Source organism: Serratia sp. K-E0102 (assembly GCF_029962625.1).
GTDB lineage: Bacteria > Pseudomonadota > Gammaproteobacteria > Enterobacterales > Enterobacteriaceae > Serratia > Serratia sarumanii.
This window is the reverse complement of sequence record NZ_CP124754.1, coordinates 235,691-257,871: the sequence shown is the minus strand read 5'-3', so window position 1 is coordinate 257,871 and position 22,181 is coordinate 235,691. Positions and strand designations below refer to the sequence as shown.

Here is a 22,181-nt window from a genome sequence, read left to right as displayed (position 1 = left end):
ATGCTGAAAATCGCCGATACCACTTTTACCTCGCGCCTGTTCACCGGCACCGGCAAGTTCGCCACCCCGGCGTTGATGCTGGAGGCGCTGGCGGCCTCCGGCTCACAGCTGGTGACCATGGCCATGAAGCGCGTCGATCTGCGCGGCGGCAACGACGCCATTTTGGCGCCGCTGCAGCAGCTGGGCGTAAGGCTATTGCCCAACACCTCCGGTGCCAAAACGGCCGCCGAAGCGGTGTTCGCCGCCCGGCTCGCGCGCGAAGCGCTCGGCACCCACTGGGTGAAGCTGGAGATCCATCCCGATGTGAAATACCTGCTGCCGGATCCGATAGAAACGTTGAAGGCGGCGGAAACGCTGGTGAAAGACGGTTTTGTGGTGCTGCCCTACTGCGGCGCCGATCCGGTGCTGTGCAAACGGCTGGAAGAGGTGGGTTGCGCGGCGGTGATGCCGCTCGGCGCCCCTATCGGCTCCAACCGCGGTCTACGCACCCGTGACTTCCTCGAGATCATCATCGAGCAGGCCAAGGTGCCGGTGGTGGTCGACGCCGGCATCGGCGCGCCGAGCCACGCGCTGGAAGCGATGGAGCTGGGTGCCGACGCGGTGCTGGTGAATACCGCCATCGCCGTGGCGCGCGACCCGGTGCAAATGGCACGGGCGTTTCGCCTGGCGCTGGAGGCCGGCGAGCTGGCGCGCAGCGCCGGATTGGGTGCCAGCCAGCGCGGTGCGGCCGCCTCCAGCCCGCTGACCGCCTTCCTCAGCCAACCAGAGGAGGCGCAGTGATGGCCGACGATTTCAGTAGCCGCTGGCAACAGCTGGATTGGGACGACATTACGCTGCGCATCAACAGCAAAACCGCACGCGACGTGGAACGCGCGTTGACCGCCGACAAGCTGACGCGCGACGACTTTATGGCGCTGATCTCCCCCGCCGCCGCGCCGTATCTGGAACCGCTGGCGCAGCGCGCGCAGCAGCTGACCCGTCAGCGCTTCGGCAACGTCGTCAGCTTCTATGTGCCGCTGTACCTTTCTAACCTGTGCGCCAACGACTGCACCTACTGCGGCTTTTCGATGAGCAACCGCATCAAGCGCAAAACGCTGGACGCGGCGGAGATCGCACGCGAGTGCGAAGCCATCAAGGCGCTGGGGTTCGAGCACCTGTTGCTGGTCACCGGCGAACATCAGAGTAAGGTTGGCATGGACTATTTCCGTCAGCACATTCCGGCGATCCGCCGCCACTTCAGCTCGCTGATGATGGAAGTGCAGCCGCTGGCGCAGGACGAGTACGCCGAACTGAAAGCGCTGGGCCTGGACGGCGTGCTGGTGTATCAGGAAACCTACCATCCGGCCACCTATCTGCAGCACCATCTGCGCGGGCAGAAGCAGGATTTTCATTGGCGCCTGGCCACGCCGGATCGCCTGGGGCGCGCCGGGATCGACAAGATCGGCCTCGGTGCGTTGATCGGCCTGTCCAACAGCTGGCGCACCGACTGCTACCTGCTGGCGGAACATCTGTTCTACCTGCAGCAAACCTACTGGCAGAGCCGCTACTCGATCTCGTTCCCGCGTCTACGCCCCTGCGCCGGCGGCATTGAGCCGGCGTCGATCATGAGCGAGCCTCAGTTGGTGCAGCTGATCTGCGCCTTCCGGCTGTTCGCACCGGACGTTGAGCTGTCGCTGTCTACGCGTGAATCGCCGTACTTCCGCGATCACATGATCCCGGTGGCGATCAACAGCGTCAGCGCCGGATCCAAGACGCAGCCCGGCGGCTATGCCGACGACGTGCCGCCGGAGTTGGAACAGTTCGAGCCGCACGACGGCCGCACGCCACAGCAGGTCGCCGAGGCCATCAGCAACGCCGGGCTGCAGCCGGTGTGGAAAGACTGGGACGGTTATCTGGGACGCAGCACGCAATAAGCGGCAACGTTTACCGCCGCATGAAGAAAACGCTGGAGCGGCCGCGCAATGCCGAACGCCGGCGCTGGCGCCGGTAACCTCCCCGGCTATAGTGACCTTGCCGACCGCCAAACCCGGCGTCGGCCGGGGCCGTCACCCTCTCGATGGCCCCGCCTTATCCCATCCCGGATCGCGCCGGAGCTTCTCTTGCGCGACGCCGGGCCCTCGTCCGCGGCAACGCGCATATGGCGTATCGCGGCCGGTAAGGGCGTACGGGCAGATTGCCTTGTCGGCTAATGGGCAGTCAGAAAGATGGCATAACGATGTGCGGCACTCACTCAGGAGTGATACTCATAGAGCGCTGTGGCGGCAGAAAAGTGGGAACGAGGATAAGAAGGTACAGCGACGAAGAGAGATTCGAGTGGTCATCCCCGGTGCTGCCATTGGCCCTGGTGTTGGCCGCGGATCTTTTTGCCGCCTGCTCCCTGCTTACGGACAAGAGCAGGCGGTTTATTTTGTGAGACTGGCACCCCCCCAGGACGCGAATCACACAGTATGTGCGCTAATTAACCATACAAACGATTAAATGTGAATGTCTTTTGAGTGTTTTTTTATTTAGCATCGAGTGTATTTTGAGTTTGACAAGCAAAATCAAACTGATATCGCTGCAACCCCCAGTCATCATCTATAATCCAGCACGGGTCCTCGCGCAGGTTTTTCAGCGCTCGCGGTCAACATCAAAAAAAGCCAAGGTTGTCATGAAGAAAACGCCAAATTACATCGATGCAATCAGCGCGTTGCTCACTCTGAAAGGAGTTGGCGACAGAAAGCATGCCTCCACGATGGCCAACATACTGAACCTTCAGTACAACAGCGCCAAACAGAAGCTGGATGGCAAAAGAGGCATCACCCTCGATGAAGTCAAAAAGGTATTTCAGTACTTCAACGAGCCGTTTGCCGGCCAAAGGACGCATAACGCCGTCTTTATCATGAACAGCATTCACAAGCGCTGCAATATTGAGGTTGACGAGCGCCCGGTCACGCAAGCGGACAACGACGAAACCTACGCCTGCAAAAAAGACGATCTTTTCATCATCAACACCAATCGGGAACATGCCGCCGAGGCTCCGCTGTACAAAGTCAACAAGATAGACTTTCTGCCGGCCCCGCGTATCGCTATCCTGGACAATGATGGGGATATTCTCGAACTGTTGAAGAAGATCGCCAGCCGATACGGCATCGAGACTGAGACCTTTCAGACGGCGGACGCCATGCTGGCCGCGCTGGAACAGCAGTCCTTTGAGGCGTTTATTCTGGACTGGCTGTTGGATTTCGGCGAGACCTCCGAACGCGTTGTGAAGAAAATTAAAGACGCCCTCGATCCGCACGCCCGCATCATCATTCTGACCGGCCAGCTGAATCACTACGAGAAAAACATCGGCGATATGATCCTGCACTATGACGTACATCTGGTGGAAAAACCGACCAAGCCGCTGATTATCTCCTCGCTGCTGCTGTCGAACCTATTCTTTAATTAGTTTGACCGAGATGCGGATCAAAAACGATGAGCCCACCCCTTCGACGGATTTGGCTTTAATGGTACCTTTCATCGTCGTGACGTAATTTTTGATAATGGTCAGCCCCAGCCCCAACCCCTGCCGCGTTTCCCTTTCCACCCCCTGATTGAACGCCTTATACAACCGATCCAGATTTTTGACGTTAAACCCGATGCCGGTGTCTTTTACCCGCAAATACAGATTGCCGTGACATACCTTCACGTTAAGGGTTATCGCGCCGCGGTGGGTAAATTTGTCCGCGTTGCTGAGCAAGTTGGCCAATATTCGGTAGAGCTTGTATTTATCAGAACCAATCAGGCCGGCATAAGACGAACGGTGAATCACGAGACGATTGCCGCGTCCGGCGCCGATGCCGGTTACGGCATCGTCCACCACCTCATTCAGCCGGAAGGTGGAAATATTGATTTTGACTTCCCCCATCTCAAGCCGCGAATAATCCATCACCTCGCGCGTTTGTTCGGCGATCTTATTGCCGTGATAGGAGATCAGGCGGGCTTCTTTTTTCAACTCTTCCTGCGCCAGCTCGTGCTCCATGATATCCGCGGCAATGACGATGGCCTGAGTCGAGCCGGCGATCTCGTGGTAGATGGAAGAGATAAAGATGTTCTTGTTCTTGATGATCTCTTTTAACGAGAAGGCATTTCTCAGCACCAGGAACATCATCAGAAACACCAAAATCAACGAAAAGAGGGCGAACATCTCGGCTTTACTCGAATTCTCCTGGATGATGCCTTTCACTTCGGTAAAGTTTTTAATCTGTATCCGATAAATAATTTCCTGGATATCGACCAGCGTGCCCTCGATATCATCCATATAAGAGAGAATGTCCGCCTTGTTTTTCTGCCCCACCAGCAAGCCGGCGGAGAGATCGTCCAACGTGCGGTACTGCTGCTTCAGCAGCGCAACATTCTTGATGAACTCGTCGTCGTAATAAAAAGAGTCGCTGAAGGTAGAACGGCTCTCCAGGATCTGAATCTTCGAGTAGAAGATTTTCTTTTTGATCTGGAAGGCGTCGTAGTCGTTGTTTTCACTGAGCAGCAGCGCGGTTTTGGTTCTTTCAAACGCCAGAAAGAGGATCTCGGCCACCGAGTAGTTGTCCAGATTGGGCTCGATCTGCTTATAGCGTTCTTTTACGCCGCCGAAGTTAATGGCAATCAACAAAATCAATAAGGAGAAGATGGCAACCAACGCGATAAGAGTACCGATCAGTTTTTTGCTCATCTTATTTCAGCTCCAACCGTTTAACTTGCCAGACGGTTTTCGCGTTCACATCCAGGTTATTCAGCTCGGCGTAGCTATCGCGCGGATAAATAATGGCGAACGGCCCCAGTTCCCCCACGTCGATCGGCTTGCCGCCGCGCTGATAGGCGACGATCACGCGGTATTTAGTCATCTCGTCAATCGGCATCGAATAGGAGTAATCATCCCAGGCGAAAGCGCGCACCGACTGGCCTTTCAGATGATAGGCTTTCACCAGCTCCGCAAGCTCAACGCCGGTGAACGTATCTTCCGGGGTGAAATTGGTCGAGGTTTTAATCGTGTGCGACGGCATCGCCTCCAGCATCTGCCGGGTTATCTTGATCTTCTCGCCGTCGAGCGGCTTCAGGTAAAAGTAGTCAACGGCCGCATACAGCGGCGCGCTGAACAGCGAAAGCAGCAGTAACGTCATCAATCCGTTGATTTTCATCAGTCACCCTCTTGGCGTTTCACCAGTTCGACCTGGCCGAATTCATCCTGCCCGACCACGGCCCAGCCGTGATGTTGATAAAAGCCTTCGGCTTTGGAGCCGGGATCGGTGGTTAAGTGGATCGCTTCGGCGCCGTGTTCAAACATCCAGTGAGTGATCCGTGCCAGCAAGGCGGAGCCGATCCCCTTCGACTGGTATTCCGGCTTCACGAACAGGCCGCCGATCAGCGGTTCAGGGATGAATAGCCCGAAGCCAACGCCGGCATAGTCGTCGCCATGCTTGCAGATCCAGCCGCCGCCCTGGTTGATGTCCTCCAGCGCCTGTTTGCGCTGCAGATACTGGATCTGATGCGGATGCAGCAGGTTTTCCTCAACGGAAAAGCGGATCTCATACAGGTAAGGCAGGTGTTGCGCCGTCAATTTTTCGAAGGTAATGAGGCTGTCCATGTTCGCACTGTCCTTGGTTGTCAGGTAAAAAGCGCCGGTCAATTTCTGCTGTAACCATAGTAGCAAAGTTTGCTCGGCCCCGGCATGAGGCGAAAAAAAACCGCCCCCGAGGGGGCGGTTTATCTGGCGATGGGCCCGGCATGCCGGGCCCGCGGCGCGGATGACGATTACTCGTCGTCGCTGCCGCCCAGGCCTGCGTTGAGCAGCTCGGCCAGGTTAGCCGTCGCTTCTTCCGCGCTGACTTGCGGAACAACCGGCGCTTCACCCTGAGCACGGCGACGCATGCGATCCTGATGATAAGCGTAACCGGTACCGGCTGGGATCAGACGGCCCACGATGACGTTCTCTTTCAGGCCACGCAGTTCATCACGCTTGCCGGCTACGGCAGCTTCGGTCAGAACGCGCGTCGTTTCCTGGAACGATGCAGCGGAGATGAAGGACTCGGTCGCCAAGGAAGCCTTGGTGATACCCAGCAGATCGCGCGAGAAGGTTGCCGGGATCTTACCTTCAGCTTCCAGCTGACGGTTGGCAATCTTGACGCGAGACACTTCAGCCTGCTCGCCTTCCAGGAACTCGGAGCCACCAGCGCTAACGATAGTGCCTTTACGCAGCATCTGACGAACGATAACTTCGATGTGCTTATCGTTAATCTTAACGCCTTGCAGACGGTAAACTTCCTGCACTTCGTTGGTGATGTAGCGGGTAACCGCATGCACGCCACGCAGACGCAGAATGTCGTGCGGAGACTCTGGGCCGTCGGATACGACGTCGCCACGTTCCACCACTTCGCCTTCGAACACGTTAAGCTGACGCCATTTCGGAATCATCTCTTCGTAAGCGTCGCTGCCGTCCAGCGGAGAGATCACCAGGCGACGTTTGCCTTTGGTCTCTTTACCGAACGAGATAATCCCGCTGATTTCAGCCAGGATTGCCGGCTCTTTCGGACGACGTGCTTCGAACAGGTCGGCAACGCGCGGCAGACCACCGGTAATATCCTTGGTACCGCCGGATTCCTGAGGAATACGCGCCAGGGTATCACCCGCACCGATCTGAATGCCGTCTTCCAGCTGAACGATCGCTTTGCCCGGCAGGAAGTATTGAGCAGGCATATCAGTACCTGGGATCAATACATCTTCGCCCTGAGCGTCAACAATTTTCAGTGCCGGACGCAGGTCTTTACCGCTACCGGTACGCTCTGCGCTGTCCAGAACTACCAGAGAAGACAAACCGGTCAGTTCGTCGGTCTGGCGAGTAATGGTCTGGCCGTCGACCATGTCCGCGAAGCGAATGAAGCCGCTGACTTCACTGATGACCGGCATGGTGTGCGGATCCCAGTTAGCAACGGTTTCGCCGCCGTTAACTTCTTCACCGTCGCCTTTGCCCATCACGGCACCGTAAGGCACCTTGTAGCTTTCTTTGGTACGGCCGAATTCGTCGATCAGTTTCAGTTCGGTGTTACGCGAGGTGATCACCAGCTTGCCCGCAGCGTTCATAACGAACTTCGCGTTGCTCAGCTTGATGCTACCCTTGTTTTTCACCTGGATGCTGGATTCAGCAGCCGCACGAGATGCCGCACCACCGATGTGGAACGTACGCATCGTCAGCTGTGTACCCGGCTCACCGATGGACTGTGCCGCGATAACGCCGATGGCTTCACCTTTGTTGATGATGTGGCCACGTGCCAGGTCGCGACCATAGCAGTTTGCGCACACACCAAAGTCGGTTTCACAGCTCACCACGGAACGGACTTTAACGCTGTCGACAGAGTTCTCTTCCAACAGGTCACACGCCTTCTCGTTCAGCAGGGTGTTGCGTGGCACCAGAATGTCCGCCGTACCCGGCTTGAGGACGTCTTCTGCCGTCACACGGCCCAGAACGCGTTCACGCAGCGGCTCTTTCACGTCGCCACCTTCGATAACCGGAGTCATCAGGATGCCGTCGTGGGTGCCACAGTCGTCTTCGGTCACAACCAGATCCTGCGCCACGTCAACCAGACGACGGGTCAGATAACCGGAGTTCGCGGTTTTCAGTGCGGTATCCGCCAGACCTTTACGAGCACCGTGGGTGGAGATGAAGTACTGGAGTACGTTCAGACCTTCACGGAAGTTCGCGGTGATTGGCGTTTCGATGATGGAGCCGTCCGGCTTCGCCATCAGACCACGCATACCGGCCAGCTGACGAATCTGAGCGGCGGAACCACGCGCACCGGAGTCGGCCATCATAAAGATGCTGTTGAAGGAAACTTGCTGTTCCACTTCGCCGTCACGGTTAACCACGTCTTCTACCGACAGGTTTTCCATCATCGCTTTCGCAACGCGTTCGTTCGCTGCAGCCCAGATATCGATCACTTTGTTGTAGCGTTCGCCGGCGGTAACCAGACCAGACTGGAACTGCTCCTGGATCTCGGCAACTTCAGTTTCCGCTTCTTCGATGATCTCCGCTTTCTTGGCCGGGATAACCATGTCGTCGATACCTACGGAAGCGCCGGAACGGGCTGCGTAAGCAAAACCGGTGTACATGATCTGGTCAGCAAAGATAACGGTCGGCTTCAGGCCCAGGATGCGGTAACAGGTGTTCAGCATCTTGGAGATCGCTTTCTTGCCCAAAGGCTGGTTAACGATCGCGTACGGCAGACCTTTCGGTACGATCATCCACAGGATGGCGCGGCCGATGGTGGTGTCGATGATGCTGGTCTGAGAAGTCCATTCGCCTTCGGCGTTTTTGACGTCTTCGGTGATACGCACTTTAACGCGCGCATGCAGAGACGCCAGGCCGGCGCGGTAAACACGCTCAGCTTCTTTGGAACCGTTCAGCACCATGCCTTCGCCCTTGGCGTTAACACAGTCGCGGGTCATGTAGTACAGACCCAGTACAACGTCCTGAGAAGGAACGATGATTGGCTCGCCGTTCGCAGGGGACAGGATGTTGTTGGTGGACATCATCAGCGCACGCGCTTCCAGCTGGGCTTCCAGCGTCAGCGGTACGTGAACGGCCATCTGGTCACCATCGAAGTCGGCGTTATAGGCCGCACAAACCAGCGGGTGCAGCTGGATCGCTTTACCTTCGATCAGAACCGGTTCAAACGCCTGGATACCCAAACGGTGCAGGGTTGGTGCACGGTTCAGCAGTACCGGGTGTTCGCGGATCACTTCGTCCAGGATATCCCAAACGACGGCTTCTTCACGCTCAACCATTTTCTTGGCGGCTTTGATGGTGGTGGCCAGGCCACGCAGCTCCAACTTGCCGTAGATGAACGGTTTGAACAGCTCCAGCGCCATCTTTTTAGGCAGACCGCACTGATGCAGACGCAGGTATGGACCTACGGTGATTACGGAACGGCCGGAGTAGTCAACGCGTTTACCGAGCAGGTTCTGACGGAAACGACCCTGCTTACCTTTGATCATGTCGGCCAAAGATTTCAGAGGACGCTTGTTGGAACCGGTGATGGCACGACCGCGACGGCCGTTATCCAGCAGGGCGTCTACCGCTTCTTGCAGCATACGCTTTTCGTTGCGCACGATGATGTCCGGCGCAGCCAGATCCAGCAGGCGTTTCAGACGGTTGTTACGGTTGATCACGCGGCGATACAGATCGTTCAGATCCGAGGTCGCGAAACGACCGCCATCCAGCGGAACCAGAGGACGCAGATCCGGCGGCAGTACCGGCAGCACGGTCAGGATCATCCACTCCGGTTTGTTACCGGACTGCACGAACGCTTCCAGCAGCTTGATACGCTTGGTCAGCTTCTTGCGCTTGGTTTCGGAGTTGGTTTCGTTCAGCTCTTCACGCAGCTGCTCGCACTCGGCTTCCAGATCCATGTTTTTCAACAGGGCCTGAATAGCTTCCGCACCCATCTTGGCGTCGAATTCGTCACCGAACTCTTCCAGCGCGTCCAGATACTGCTCTTCGGTCAGGATCTGACGGCGCTCGAGGTTGGTCATACCGCCTTCGACCACCACATAGGATTCGAAGTACAGTACGCGTTCGATGTCACGCAGCGGCATATCCAGCAGCAAACCGATGCGGGATGGCAGCGATTTCAGGAACCAGATGTGCGCGGTCGGCGAAGCCAGCTCGATGTGGCCCATGCGCTCACGACGCACTTTGGTCTGGGTCACTTCAACGCCGCACTTCTCACAGATCACGCCGCGGTGTTTCAAGCGCTTGTACTTACCGCACAGGCACTCGTAATCTTTTACCGGCCCGAAGATACGGGCGCAGAAAAGGCCGTCACGCTCTGGTTTGAACGTACGGTAGTTAATGGTTTCCGGCTTCTTAACTTCACCGAACGACCACGAACGGATCATGTCTGGCGAGGCCAGAGCAATCTTGATCGCATCAAACTCTTCGGTCTTAGTTTGCGCTTTCAGAAACTTCAATAAGTCTTTCACGGATTGGCTCCTGTCGGAGTTAAACCTGTTGGGTACCCACAACCGCAGTAGGTACCCGTGTGACCTGAACAACCACCCTCAGGCTCCCTTAGGCGGGGAGCCTGAGCCGGCATGACGATTACTCGTCTTCCAGTTCGATGTTGATGCCGAGCGAGCGGATTTCTTTCAACAGTACGTTGAAGGATTCCGGCATGCCTGGCTCCATCCGGTGGTCGCCATCCACGATGTTTTTGTACATCTTGGTACGGCCGTTAACGTCATCCGACTTAACGGTGAGCATTTCCTGCAGGGTATAAGCCGCGCCGTATGCTTCCAGTGCCCACACTTCCATCTCACCGAAGCGTTGACCACCGAACTGCGCTTTACCACCCAGAGGTTGCTGAGTCACCAAGCTGTAAGAACCGGTTGAACGGGCGTGCATTTTATCGTCAACCAAGTGGTTCAGTTTCAGCATGTACATATAGCCGACAGTAACCTGGCGCTCGAATTGCTCACCGGTACGGCCATCGAACAGCGTGATCTGACCGGAGGTCGGGATACCGCCCATTTCCAGCAGTTGCTTGATTTCAGTCTCTTTCGCACCGTCAAACACCGGCGTTGCGATCGGCATACCTTTTTTCAGGTTCTCTGCCAGACGCAGCACTTCGTCGTCGCTGAAGGTGTTCAGGTCAACTTTCTGGCAAACGTCGTCGCCCAGATCGTAGGCCTTCTGGATGAACTCACGCAGCTTGGCCACTTCCTGCTGCTGCTTCAGCATCTGGTTGATCTTCTCACCGATGCCTTTCGCAGCCATACCCAGGTGGGTTTCCAGGATCTGACCGATGTTCATACGTGATGGTACGCCCAGCGGGTTCAGTACGATGTCTACCGGCGTGCCGTTTTCATCGTAAGGCATATCTTCGATCGGGTTGATCTTGGAGATAACACCCTTGTTACCGTGGCGGCCCGCCATCTTGTCACCTGGTTGGATCTGACGTTTAACGGCCAGATAAACCTTGACGATTTTCAGCACGCCCGGCGCCAGATCGTCGCCCTGAGTGATCTTACGACGCTTGGCTTCCAGCTTCTTCTCGAAGTCGGATTTCAGTTCGTCGTACTGCTCAGCCAGTTGCTCCAGCTGGTTTTGCTTCTCTTCGTCGGTCAGGCCCAGTTCCAGCCAGCGATCGCGCGGCAGCTTGCTCAGCTTGTCGGCTTCGATGCCACCGGCAACCAGCACCGCGTGGATACGCGCAAACAGGCCGGCTTCCAGGATCTGCAGTTCTTCAGTCAGGTCTTTCTTCGCCTGCTTCAGTTGCATCTCTTCGATTTCCAACGCGCGCTTGTCTTTTTCCACGCCATCGCGGGTGAAGACCTGCACGTCGATAACCGTACCGGAAACGCCGTTCGGTACACGCAGAGAAGAGTCTTTAACGTCAGACGCTTTCTCACCGAAGATCGCACGCAGCAGTTTCTCTTCCGGCGTCAGCTGGGTTTCGCCTTTAGGCGTTACCTTACCGACCAGAATGTCACCGCCGGTCACTTCAGCACCGATATACACGATACCGGATTCATCCAGCTTGGAGAGCGCAGCTTCACCCACGTTAGGGATGTCGGCAGTGATCTCTTCAGGCCCCAGCTTGGTGTCGCGAGACACGCACGCCAGTTCCTGGATGTGGATGGTGGTGAAGCGATCTTCCTGCACCACGCGCTCGGAGACCAAGATGGAGTCTTCGAAGTTGTAGCCGTTCCAAGGCATGAACGCTACGCGCATGTTCTGGCCCAGTGCCAGTTCGCCCAGGTCTGTCGATGGGCCATCCGCCAGCACGTCGCCGCGCTCGATTGGCTCACCCAGATTCACACACGGCATCTGGTTGATGCAGGTGTTCTGGTTAGAACGGGTGTACTTGGTCAGGTTGTAAATATCGATACCTGCTTCGCCCGGGTACATCTCGTCTTCGTTAACTTTGATAACGATACGGGAAGCATCCACGTACTGGATCACACCGCCGCGTTTGGCAACGGCGGTTACGCCGGAGTCAACCGCTACGGCGCGTTCCATACCGGTACCAACCAGCGGCTTGTCAGCGCGCAGGGTAGGTACGGCCTGACGTTGCATGTTCGCACCCATCAATGCACGGTTGGCGTCATCGTGTTCCAGGAATGGAATCAGTGAAGCACCAACGGAAACAACCTGCTGGGTGGATACGTCCATGTAGTCAACCTGGTCGCGGCTGAACAGGCTTGATTCGCCTTTGCTGCGGCAGGTGACCAGGTCTTCTACGAAGCGGCCTTCTTCATCCAGGTTGGAGTTCGCCTGGGCGATAACGAAGTTGCCTTCTTCAATAGCAGACAGGTAGTTGATTTCATCGGTCACCACGCCGTCACGCACGCGGCGGTACGGGGTTTCCAGGAAGCCATACTCGTTAGTCTGTGCGTACACGGACAGGGAGTTGATCAGACCGATGTTTGGACCTTCCGGCGTTTCGATTGGGCACACGCGGCCGTAGTGAGTCGGGTGTACGTCTCGAACTTCAAAGCCGGCGCGCTCACGGGTCAGACCGCCCGGGCCCAGTGCGGAGATACGACGCTTGTGCGTGATCTCGGACAGCGGGTTGTTCTGGTCCATGAACTGGGACAGCTGACTGGAGCCGAAGAACTCTTTCACCGCCGCCGAAATCGGCTTGGCGTTGATCATGTCCTGAGGCATCAGGGTATCCAGATCGCCCAGAGACAGACGCTCTTTCACCGCACGCTCAACACGCACCAGACCTACGCGGAACTGGTTCTCGGCCATCTCGCCGACGGAACGGATACGACGGTTGCCCAAGTGGTCGATATCGTCCACTTCGCCCTTGCCGTTACGGATATCGATGAGCTTCTTCATCACTTCGATGATGTCGTCTTTGCTCAGGATGCCCGAACCTTCGATCTCGTCGCGCAGCAGAGAACGGTTGAACTTCATACGGCCAACCGCGGACAGATCGTAGCGGTCTTCGGAGAAGAACAGGTTCTCGAACAGGCTTTCGGCAGCTTCGCGCGTTGGCGGCTCACCAGGGCGCATCATGCGGTAGATTTCTACCAACGAGCTCAGACGATCGGTGGTCGGATCGACGCGCAGCGTTTCAGAGATATACGCGCCGTGATCCAGATCGTTGGTGAACAGCGTTTCGATGCGCTTGTGGCCGGACTGGCTCAGCTTGGCCAGCAGATCCAGCGACAGCTCCATGTTGGCTGCGCAGATCAGTTCGCCGGTATTGGTATCGATATAGTCTTTCGCGACCACTTTGCCCGCGATGTACTCTACCGGTACTTCAATGCTCTGAATGTCGTCTTTTTCCAGCTGACGGATATGACGAGCGGTGATGCGACGGCCTTTCTCTACGTAGATCTTGCCGTTGGCTTCGATGTCGAACGAAGCGGTCTCACCACGCAGGCGCTCTGGCACCAGCTCCATCTGCAGCTTGTTGTCACGGATTTCGAAGACGATCTTGTCAAAGAACAGGTCGAGGATCTGTTCAGTGGTGTAGTTCAGCGCGCGCAGAATGATGGTCGCAGGCAGTTTGCGGCGACGGTCAATACGCACGAACAGGTTGTCCTTCGGATCGAACTCGAAGTCCAACCATGAACCGCGGTAAGGGATGATGCGTGCGTTGTACAGCACTTTACCCGAGGAGTGGGTTTTACCCTTATCGCTGTCGAAGAATACGCCAGGACTACGGTGCAACTGAGATACGATAACCCTCTCAGTACCGTTGATCACAAAGGTGCCGTTTTCGGTCATGAGCGGAATTTCGCCCATGTAGACTTCTTGTTCCTTGATGTCTTTGACCGTACCTTCAGGCGCTTCGCGCTCATAGATAACCAGGCGCAGTTTTACGCGCAGCGGTGCAGAGAACGTCACACCACGGATCTGGCACTCTTTGACGTCGAAGACCGGCTCACCAAGACGGTAGCTAACGTATTGCAGCTCCGAATTGCCACTGTAGCTCTGGATAGGGAAAACAGAACGGAATGCGGCTTCAAGGCCGTACTGCCCTTCTGGATCTTGCTCGATAAACTTCTGGAACGAGTCAAGCTGGATAGAAAGGAGATATGGTATGTCCAGCACTTGTGGACGTTTACCAAAATCCTTACGAATACGTTTTTTCTCGGTATAGGAGTAAACCATAGGGTTCCTCAGCTCGCTGATCAGTGACCCAATCTGTCCGTCCGATTAGGGACAGTTCATGCAACACCGTTTTGTCGACCGGAAAGCGGGAACACTTTCCGCAATGTCTCTTGCTATCACGCTTAAACCATTTCATCGCGTCTTCCCCCAGAACTCCTGGTAGTGCAAAGACCGCGGTATATTAAGTCGTCAATAGAAACAAACATTGGGAGGCGAAACCAGCAGCCAAACAGTGTGAAACGCTACTGGCGCCCTACAGCGCAAAAAGGCTGGTGACTAAAAAGTCACCAGCCATCAGCCTAAAAGACTAGGCTGCAACCGGAAAGGTTGGCTTATTTAACTTCAACTTCAGCGCCAGCTTCTTCCAGAGATTTTTTCAGAGCTTCTGCGTCATCTTTGCTCACGCCTTCTTTCAGAGCGGCTGGAGCAGATTCAACCAGGTCTTTAGCTTCTTTCAGACCCAGGCCGGTAGCGCCACGTACTGCTTTGATAACAGCAACTTTGTTAGCGCCAGCAGCTTTCAGGATAACGTCGAATTCAGTTTTCTCTTCAGCAGCTTCAGCCGGGCCAGCAGCTACAGCTACAGCAGCAGCAGCAGAAACGCCGAATTTTTCTTCCATAGCGGAAACCAGTTCAACAACGTCCATTACGGACATAGCGGCAACTGCTTCCAGGATTTGGTCTTTAGTGATAGACATAACAATTGTTCCTAAAATTCAGAAATAGTTTAAATACGTTAGCAAAGGCTAAGAAAGAATGGCTTACGCCGCTTCTTTCTGATCGCGTACTGCAGCCAGAGTGCGAACCAGTTTGCCGGCAGCGGCTTCTTTCATGGTTGCCATCAGGCGTGCGATCGCTTCTTCGTAAGTTGGCAGCGTCGCCAGGCGGTCGATTTGCGCCGCTGGGATCAGCTCACCTTCAAAGGCCGCAGCTTTAACCTCGAATTTTGCATTCGCTTTCGCGAACTCTTTGAACAGACGAGCAGCAGCGCCCGGGTGTTCGTGAGAGAATGCAATCAAGGTTGGACCGACAAACGTGTCTTTCAGGCATTCGAATGGAGTGCCTTCAACTACGCGACGCATCAGGGTGTTGCGAACAACACGCATGTAAACGCCAGCTTCACGACCTGCTTTACGCAGTTCAGTCATTTTATCTACGGTAACGCCGCGGGAATCCGCAACAACCGCAGACAGCGCGCCTTTGGCTACTTCGCTGACTTCAGCAACAATCGCTTGTTTGTCTTGAAGATTTAATGCCATTAGCTTTTTGCTCCTGGATTAGCCGGGGAAAATCCCCCGGAACTCACTTCACTCGGCGCTTTGTAAAACGCCACGCCGAGCGGCTTAACACGGTGAGCAGAATCCAGCAAAGACATTCTTTTATAAAAAAGAAAAATTTTCTTAGGCTCTGTCACCGTCTACGCAGGAAGGATTAAGTATCTTGCGATACACCTGCGGTCTTGGACGGAGGCCTGGATAGGCCAGGCTCCAACCGAAAAATCTTTGTTTTGCCTACGGCATAGCCAATAGCAAAACCTTGGGGCATAAGATTCTAGACAAATCTTGGCCCCAAGTCAAAGCGATAATCGCAAATGCGATTAGTTCGCTGCAGCAGACAGACCGCTCTGATCGATAGCAACGCCAGCACCCATGGTGGTGGAGAGGCTAACTTTCTTGATGTACATACCTTTCGCCTGAGAAGGTTTTGCTTTTTTCAGCGCAACCAGCAGGGCTTCCAGGTTTTCTTTCAGTTTGTCTGCGTCGAAATCAACCTTACCGATAGTGGTATGGATGATGCCGTTTTTGTCGTTACGGTAGCGAACCTGACCTGCTTTAGCGTTTTTCACTGCTTCAGCAACGTTCGGAGTAACGGTACCCACTTTCGGGTTTGGCATCAGGCCGCGTGGACCCAGGATCTGGCCCAGTTGACCTACAACGCGCATTGCATCCGGGGAAGCAATAACAACGTCGAAGTTCATTTCGCCTTTCTTGATCTGGTCAGCCAGATCGTCCATACCTACCAGCTCTGCGCCGGCAGCTTTTGCTGCTTCAGCGTTAGCGCCTTGGGCAAATACGGCAACGCGAACGGAACGACCGGTGCCGTGTGGCAGAACGGTAGCGCCACGAACGTTTTGGTCAGATTTACGAGCGTCGATGCCGAGGTTAACGGCAACGTCAACGCTTTCTACGAATTTAGCGGTGGCCAGCTCTTTCAGCAGAGCAACAGCTTCAGCGATGTCATACTGTTTAGTAGCATCAACTTTGTCACGGATCACGCGCATGCGCTTGGTCAGCTTAGCCATCTCTTAATCCTCCACTACCAGGCCCATGGAACGAGCGGTACCTTCGATGGAGCGAGTCATCGCTTCAACGTCAGAACCAGTCATGTCCGCAGCTTTGGTTTCTGCGATTTCACGTACCTGAGCACGAGTCACTTTACCTACTTTGTCTTTGTTCGGCTTACCGGAACCAGACTTGATACCAGCCGCTTTTTTCAGCAGAACTGCTGCTGGCGGGGTTTTGGTAACGAAAGTGAAGGAGCGATCAGAATAAACGGTGATAACAACCGGAATCGGCAGACCTTTTTCAACGCTGTCAGTCTTAGCGTTGAATGCCTTACAGAATTCCATGATGTTAACGCCCTGCTGACCCAGAGCTGGACCCACTGGTGGGCTCGGGTTCGCCATACCAGCTGCAACTTGCAGCTTGACGTAGGCTTGTACTTTCTTAGCCATTTAAATTTCCTCGGTTTGGGTAGTATCGCCTCGCAAGAGGCTCCCCGTGTTTCACCCCGCCCAACATGCATCAGGCAAGGCATCTAAAAACAAAAGGCGCGAAATTGTAGTTCAATTTCGCGCCTTTGACAAGCGGCAACGGGCCACTCGTTGCTGATTATTCGATCAGCCTTTCTCAACCTGGCTGAAGTCCAGTTCCACCGGCGTTGCACGACCAAAGATGGAAACGGAAACTTTCAGGCGGCTCTTCTCGTAATCGACTTCCTCGACCACACCGTTGAAATCGGCAAACGGGCCGTCGTTGACGCGCACCAGCTCGCCCGGTTCGAACAGCGTTTTCGGACGCGGCTTGTCACCAACCTGCTGCAGGCGGTTCATGATCGCATCAACTTCTTTATCGCTGATCGGCGCAGGACGGTCAGACGTACCGCCGATGAACCCCATGACGCGCGGTACGCTGCGCACCAGGTGCCAGCTGGCGTCATTCATCACCATCTGCACCAGCACGTAGCCAGGGAAGAATTTACGCTCGCTCTTGCGACGTTGGCCGCCACGGATTTCAACCACTTCTTCCGTAGGCACCATCACTTCGCCGAACAACTCTTCCATATCGTGCAGTTTGATGTGTTCACGCAGCGATTGTGCTACGCGACCTTCAAAACCGGAAAACGCCTGAACGACGTACCAACGTTTTTTTGGAGCTTCAGACATTTTAGAACCTCAGGCCAGTAATAAACGACACCAGACGGACCAGAATACCATCCAGCCCCCACAGAATCAGTGACATCACGGCGGTTACCGCGGCAACGATCAACGTGGTGTGTAGCGTTTCCTGACGAGTTGGCCAAATCACTTTACGTACTTCGGTACGCGCTTCGCGGGCAAACGCAACGGTGGCTTTGCCTTTGGTGGTCATCAGAGCCACTGCACCTGCAACGGCGATGATCAGCACAACTGCCAGCGCGCGCAATGGCAGGCTTAAATCACGGTAGTAATAGTTACCGACAATAGCCACAACCAACAGAACGGCGACGATCAGCCACTTTGCCGCTTCCAGGCCGCGTCCGCTCCCTTGAGCCTCGGTATTCGCACTCATAAACCAACCTGTCACAATGATGATTCAGAACAAACAACTTTGCCTCGCATTGCGAGGCAAACCAAACCGATCGGATACCGCTTCAGCGCTATCCCGGTGTTTTACGCCATGACGTATTTCAGTCAATACGGTTTAAGAGCCCATCTCACCAATGATTATGACTGCAAAATCGCTGATGAGATAGGTTCTAGTTCACAGCGTAGAAAAAGGGCATCAAATGATGCCCTTTTACCGCGTGTCGCGTCAAACTTTATCAGCGATTAAGCGATAACTTTAGCAACAACACCTGCGCCAACGGTACGGCCGCCTTCACGGATTGCGAAACGCAGACCGTCGTCCATCGCGATTGGGTGAATCAGGGTTACAACCATGTTCACGTTGTCGCCTGGCATTACCATCTCTACGCCTTCTGGCAGTTCGATGGTACCGGTCACGTCAGTGGTACGGAAGTAGAACTGTGGACGGTAGCCTTTGAAGAATGGAGTGTGACGACCACCTTCATCTTTGCTCAGGATGTACACTTCAGATTCGAACTGGGTGTGTGGCTTGATGGAGCCTGGCTTCGCCAGTACCTGACCACGTTCGATTTCTTCACGCTTGATACCACGCAGCAGAACACCTACGTTCTCACCAGCACGGCCTTCGTCCAGCAGTTTGCGGAACATTTCAACGCCAGTACAGGTAGACTTAACGGTGTCTTTGATACCAACGATTTCAACTTCTTCGCCAACTTTGATGATACCGCGCTCAACACGACCGGTAACAACGGTACCACGACCGGAGATGGAGAATACGTCTTCGATTGGCAGCAGGAACGGCTTGTCGATAGCACGCTCTGGCTCTGGGATGTAGCTGTCCAGCGCTTCAGCCAGTTCGATGATTTTCGCTTCCCACTCAGCTTCGCCTTCCAGCGCTTTCAGCGCGGAACCGCGGATTACTGGCAGGTCGTCGCCTGGGAAGTCGTAAGCGGACAGCAGTTCGCGAACTTCCATTTCTACCAGTTCCAGCAGCTCTTCATCATCAACCATGTCGCATTTGTTCATGAATACGATGATGAAAGGAACGCCAACCTGACGACCCAGCAGGATGTGCTCACGGGTCTGAGGCATTGGGCCATCAGTCGCAGCAACTACCAGGATCGCGCCGTCCATCTGCGCAGCACCGGTGATCATGTTTTTCACGTAGTCGGCGTGCCCTGGGCAGTCAACGTGCGCGTAGTGACGAGTCGGGGTGTCATACTCAACGTGAGAGGTGTTGATGGTGATACCACGAGCTTTTTCTTCTGGCGCGTTATCGATCTGGTCGAAAGCACGTGCAGAACCGCCGTAGGTTTTAGCCAGTACGGTAGTGATCGCTGCAGTCAGGGTAGTTTTACCGTGGTCAACGTGGCCGATAGTACCGACGTTAACGTGCGGTTTTGTACGTTCAAACTTTTCTTTAGACATCGATTGTCCCTCTAAGACACGGATAAATCGGTGGTATCACCACATCAACCAAGCATTTGCTCGTTGAATCCAGAACAGAAAGAAAATCAGGGGGCGAGAAATTAAGAAGTGGTGCTGATAGGCAGATTCGAACTGCCGACCTCACCCTTACCAAGGGTGCGCTCTACCAACTGAGCTATATCAGCACATCTTGGAGCGGGCAGTGGGAATCGAACCCACATCATCAGCTTGGAAGGCTGAGGTAATAGCCATTATACGATGCCCGCATCCTGGAACTCGGCTACCTGATTTTTCTGTAGAATTTTGGGATGGAGCAGGATTGTTCATCACTCGGCTCGCATCCTTCGGGCCGGCTGCGCCTTGCGCTGCACAGCTCGAACCTTGCCGAAGGCTTTCGCCCTCTCCTCCCGCTATCAACCGTTGCGGCATTTATCGCATTTCAGTTAATCGCCGAAGGCAAGATTTGGTGGTGGGGGAAGGATTCGAACCTTCGAAGTCTGTGACGGCAGATTTACAGTCTGCTCCCTTTGGCCGCTCGGGAACCCCACCAGATTTTAACTACTTGTGACTTGAATGGTGCCGGCTACCGGAATCGAACTGGTGACCTACTGATTACAAGTCAGTTGCTCTACCTACTGAGCTAAGCCGGCATCAAGTGCAGCGCATTCTAGGTAGAGCGGGCGACCTATGCAACAAAAAAATTGCTTTACGCGCACTTTCGCTCACAAATCAGTCAATTTTGCATACTGTCATGCAATTCGCAGCCTGCGGCGTGCAAACATTCATCACTCGCGGCAATCATTCTCTACAATTTTATCCACTTTTTGCAAGCCTTGAGCGCCGCTTTCTCCGTGTCGGGCTTCTCAAAACACTTAACCCGCAACGGTAAACTGTGAGCGGGATCGATGCACCAAAAAGGGGATACCTGCCCCGGACCGAGGCGTGAGCTACACTGATCCCTCACCCTTTTGCCGTCGTCATGCCTTTCGCCGCTGTGGCTCAGTTATTGCTTCTCTTCATTACCCCCATATCTGGAGGAATGACTCATGAAAATAGTGCCTATCAACGCCGCTACGCTGCCGATTTACCGGGATGAATTGGCCCGCCTGTTGACCGATGCCGTCACGCACGGCGCTTCTGTCGGTTACGACACCTTAATCCCTCACGAAGACGCCGAGAGCTACTTCCACAGTCTGCGACCGGCCCTAGCTAAAGGTGAACTGCTGCTGTGGATTGCCCGCGACGAGCGCGGCGTCGTTGGCACCGTGCAACTCGAACTCTGTCAGAAGCCGAACGGCCGTAATCGTGCGGAGGTGGTGAAGCTGTTGGTGCATAGCCGCGCTCGTCGCAACGGCGTAGGTCAGGCGCTGATGAAGACGCTGGAGCACTCGGCGCTGCAGCAGCAACGCGGGCTATTGTACCTGGATACGCAGGCCGGTTCGGCGGCAGAAGCGCTTTATCGCAGCCTGGGTTATCGCTGTTTGGGCGAGCTGCCGGATTATGCGGCGGGGCCCGATGGGCATTACCATCCGACCGTTATTTATTACAAACGCCTGTTCACCGTGAACCAACCTTCGCGCGCCATCGCCAGTTAACCTTCAGGCGGTATCCGGCCCCGATGATGCCGCCTTGCAACCCCGCTTTATCAACTGCGCGCCGCTTCGCACAATTGACATAAACTGCTGCCTATCGACAACTTTTGCGAAAAAAGTCTACGCCAAAAACGAAGCTGTCTATAATATGCAGCTTGTTTATTCTCTGGAGTTGGCGTCCGGCGCCTTTCCCAACCTGCGTTAACAGGCAGAATTTGGCTTATGATAAAAAGAGATCAATCTTTAGCAACGCCTTACCTACAGTTCGATCGTACCCAATGGGCGGCGTTGCGAGATTCGGTGCCGCTGACGTTGTCGGAAGAAGAGATCGTTAAACTGAAAGGGATTAACGAAGATCTCTCGTTGGAAGAAGTTGCGCAGATTTATCTGCCGCTGTCACGGCTGTTGAACTTCTATATCAGTTCCAACCTGCGCCGACAGGCGGTGCTGGAGCAATTCCTCGGCACCGACGGGCAAAAGATTCCCTATGTCATCGGCATCGCCGGCAGCGTAGCCGTTGGTAAGAGCACGACCGCTCGTCTGTTGCAAGCGTTGCTGAGCCGCTGGCCTGAACATCGCAGCGTGGAGCTGATCACGACCGACGGCTTCTTGCATCCTAATAAGGTGCTGAACGAGCGCGGTCTGATGAAGAAAAAAGGCTTCCCGCAGTCTTACGATATGCATAGCCTGGTGAAATTCGTGTCGGAAGTGAAATCCGGCGCCAAACGCGTCACCGCTCCGGTTTATTCTCATTTGATCTATGACGTTGTGCCCGAAGGTAATAAAGTCATCGAGCAACCGGATATTTTGATCTTGGAAGGGCTTAACGTATTGCAAAGCGGCATGGATTATCCTCACGATCCGCATCGCGTATTCGTTTCCGATTTTGTCGACTTCTCTATATATGTCGATGCCCCGGAGACGCTATTGCAAAGCTGGTATATCAATCGCTTCCTGAAATTCCGTCAAGGCGCATTTTCCAATCCCGATTCTTATTTCCATCACTATTCAAAATTGCCGGAACCGGAAGCGATTAATATCGCCACGCAATTATGGAATGAAATTAACGGGTTGAATTTGCAGCAGAATATATTGCCTACACGCGAACGCGCCAGCCTGATCATGACCAAAAGCGCTAACCACGCCGTTGAAAGCGTGCGTTTAAGAAAGTAAG

General features: G+C 54.8%; 17 protein-coding genes, 4 tRNA genes and 1 other RNA gene. 5 read left to right on the top strand and 17 right to left on the bottom strand.

Features of this window, described 5'->3' with window-relative positions; all coding sequences use genetic code 11:
* The 3 genes from SSARUM2_RS01165 to SSARUM2_RS01155 all read left to right on the top strand — a co-directional run bounded on the left by SSARUM2_RS01165 (position 1) and on the right by SSARUM2_RS01155 (position 3,430).
* Positions 1-780 (top strand): thiazole synthase, encoded by a 780-nt coding sequence (locus tag SSARUM2_RS01165; protein ID WP_041037145.1) that lies wholly within the window; start codon positions 1-3, stop codon positions 778-780.
* On the top strand, positions 780-1,913 hold the full coding sequence (gene thiH, locus SSARUM2_RS01160; protein ID WP_060439662.1) for a 2-iminoacetate synthase ThiH: 1,134 nt from the start codon (positions 780-782) through the stop codon (positions 1,911-1,913). The genes SSARUM2_RS01165 and thiH overlap by 1 nt, the downstream gene beginning before the upstream one ends.
* 821 nt (positions 1,914-2,734) lie before the next feature.
* The gene (locus SSARUM2_RS01155; protein WP_049212543.1) at positions 2,735-3,430 is read left to right on the top strand and encodes a response regulator; all 696 of its coding nucleotides are present in this window, start codon (positions 2,735-2,737) and stop codon (positions 3,428-3,430) included.
* Here the strand turns inward: SSARUM2_RS01155 and SSARUM2_RS01150 are convergent.
* The 17 genes from SSARUM2_RS01150 to SSARUM2_RS01070 form a co-directional block, all read right to left on the bottom strand.
* On the bottom strand, positions 3,416-4,690 hold the full coding sequence (locus SSARUM2_RS01150) for a HAMP domain-containing sensor histidine kinase (RefSeq protein WP_060439664.1): 1,275 nt from the start codon (positions 4,688-4,690) through the stop codon (positions 3,416-3,418). The two genes, SSARUM2_RS01155 and SSARUM2_RS01150, sit on opposite strands and share 15 nt — an antisense overlap.
* Before the next feature lies 1 nt (position 4,691).
* Positions 4,692-5,156: an oxidoreductase gene (locus SSARUM2_RS01145; protein ID WP_033655328.1), complete on the bottom strand. Its 465-nt coding sequence runs from the start codon at positions 5,154-5,156 to the stop codon at positions 4,692-4,694.
* Positions 5,156-5,602, bottom strand: coding sequence for a GNAT family N-acetyltransferase (locus SSARUM2_RS01140; RefSeq protein ID WP_033649989.1), 447 nt, complete (start codon positions 5,600-5,602; stop codon positions 5,156-5,158). Before SSARUM2_RS01140 ends, SSARUM2_RS01145 begins: the two co-directional genes overlap by 1 nt.
* Before the next feature lie 167 nt (positions 5,603-5,769).
* Complete coding sequence (gene rpoC / locus SSARUM2_RS01135; protein WP_021505232.1) at positions 5,770-9,993, bottom strand: DNA-directed RNA polymerase subunit beta'; 4,224 nt, start codon at positions 9,991-9,993, stop codon at positions 5,770-5,772.
* Between the two features lie 118 nt (positions 9,994-10,111).
* Positions 10,112-14,140, bottom strand: a complete 4,029-nt coding sequence (rpoB, locus tag SSARUM2_RS01130) for a DNA-directed RNA polymerase subunit beta (RefSeq protein WP_033636721.1) — start codon at positions 14,138-14,140, stop codon at positions 10,112-10,114.
* 332 nt (positions 14,141-14,472) lie between these two features.
* Positions 14,473-14,838, bottom strand: coding sequence for a 50S ribosomal protein L7/L12 (gene rplL, locus SSARUM2_RS01125; RefSeq protein ID WP_004929903.1), 366 nt, complete (start codon positions 14,836-14,838; stop codon positions 14,473-14,475).
* A 63-nt stretch (positions 14,839-14,901) separates the two neighbouring features.
* Positions 14,902-15,399, bottom strand: a complete 498-nt coding sequence (rplJ, locus tag SSARUM2_RS01120; RefSeq protein WP_004929905.1) for a 50S ribosomal protein L10 — start codon at positions 15,397-15,399, stop codon at positions 14,902-14,904.
* Between the two features lie 338 nt (positions 15,400-15,737).
* Positions 15,738-16,442: a 50S ribosomal protein L1 gene (rplA, locus tag SSARUM2_RS01115; protein WP_033636720.1), complete on the bottom strand. Its 705-nt coding sequence runs from the start codon at positions 16,440-16,442 to the stop codon at positions 15,738-15,740.
* Between the two features lie 3 nt (positions 16,443-16,445).
* Positions 16,446-16,874, bottom strand: coding sequence for a 50S ribosomal protein L11 (rplK, locus tag SSARUM2_RS01110; RefSeq protein WP_015376316.1), 429 nt, complete (start codon positions 16,872-16,874; stop codon positions 16,446-16,448).
* A gap of 165 nt (positions 16,875-17,039) precedes the next feature.
* Entirely contained in the window at positions 17,040-17,585 is a 546-nt protein-coding gene (gene nusG / locus SSARUM2_RS01105) for a transcription termination/antitermination protein NusG (protein ID WP_004929914.1), read from the bottom strand.
* Between the two features lies 1 nt (position 17,586).
* Positions 17,587-17,970: a preprotein translocase subunit SecE gene (gene secE / locus SSARUM2_RS01100; RefSeq protein WP_004929916.1), complete on the bottom strand. Its 384-nt coding sequence runs from the start codon at positions 17,968-17,970 to the stop codon at positions 17,587-17,589.
* Between the two features lie 260 nt (positions 17,971-18,230).
* Positions 18,231-19,415 (bottom strand): elongation factor Tu, encoded by a 1,185-nt coding sequence (gene tuf / locus SSARUM2_RS01095; RefSeq protein WP_015376315.1) that lies wholly within the window; start codon positions 19,413-19,415, stop codon positions 18,231-18,233.
* Positions 19,416-19,524: 109 nt separating this feature from the next.
* A tRNA-Thr gene (locus SSARUM2_RS01090) sits at positions 19,525-19,600 on the bottom strand.
* A 6-nt stretch (positions 19,601-19,606) separates the two neighbouring features.
* Positions 19,607-19,681 (bottom strand) — tRNA-Gly (locus SSARUM2_RS01085).
* A 36-nt stretch (positions 19,682-19,717) separates the two neighbouring features.
* Positions 19,718-19,833: non-coding RNA, RtT sRNA (locus tag SSARUM2_RS01080), on the bottom strand.
* Between the two features lie 46 nt (positions 19,834-19,879).
* Positions 19,880-19,964, bottom strand: a tRNA-Tyr gene (locus tag SSARUM2_RS01075).
* Positions 19,965-19,989: 25 nt separating this feature from the next.
* Positions 19,990-20,065, bottom strand: a tRNA-Thr gene (locus SSARUM2_RS01070).
* A 396-nt stretch (positions 20,066-20,461) separates the two neighbouring features.
* On the opposite strand from SSARUM2_RS01070, the gene SSARUM2_RS01065 reads away from it, so the two are divergent.
* Both SSARUM2_RS01065 and coaA read left to right on the top strand, forming a co-directional pair.
* Positions 20,462-21,010 carry a GNAT family N-acetyltransferase gene (locus tag SSARUM2_RS01065; protein WP_033636719.1) on the top strand — a complete coding sequence of 183 codons (549 nt, stop codon included), beginning with the start codon at positions 20,462-20,464 and terminating at the stop codon, positions 21,008-21,010.
* A 219-nt stretch (positions 21,011-21,229) separates the two neighbouring features.
* On the top strand, positions 21,230-22,180 hold the full coding sequence (gene coaA / locus SSARUM2_RS01060) for a type I pantothenate kinase (protein WP_033636718.1): 951 nt from the start codon (positions 21,230-21,232) through the stop codon (positions 22,178-22,180).
* Position 22,181 lies beyond the last annotated feature (1 nt).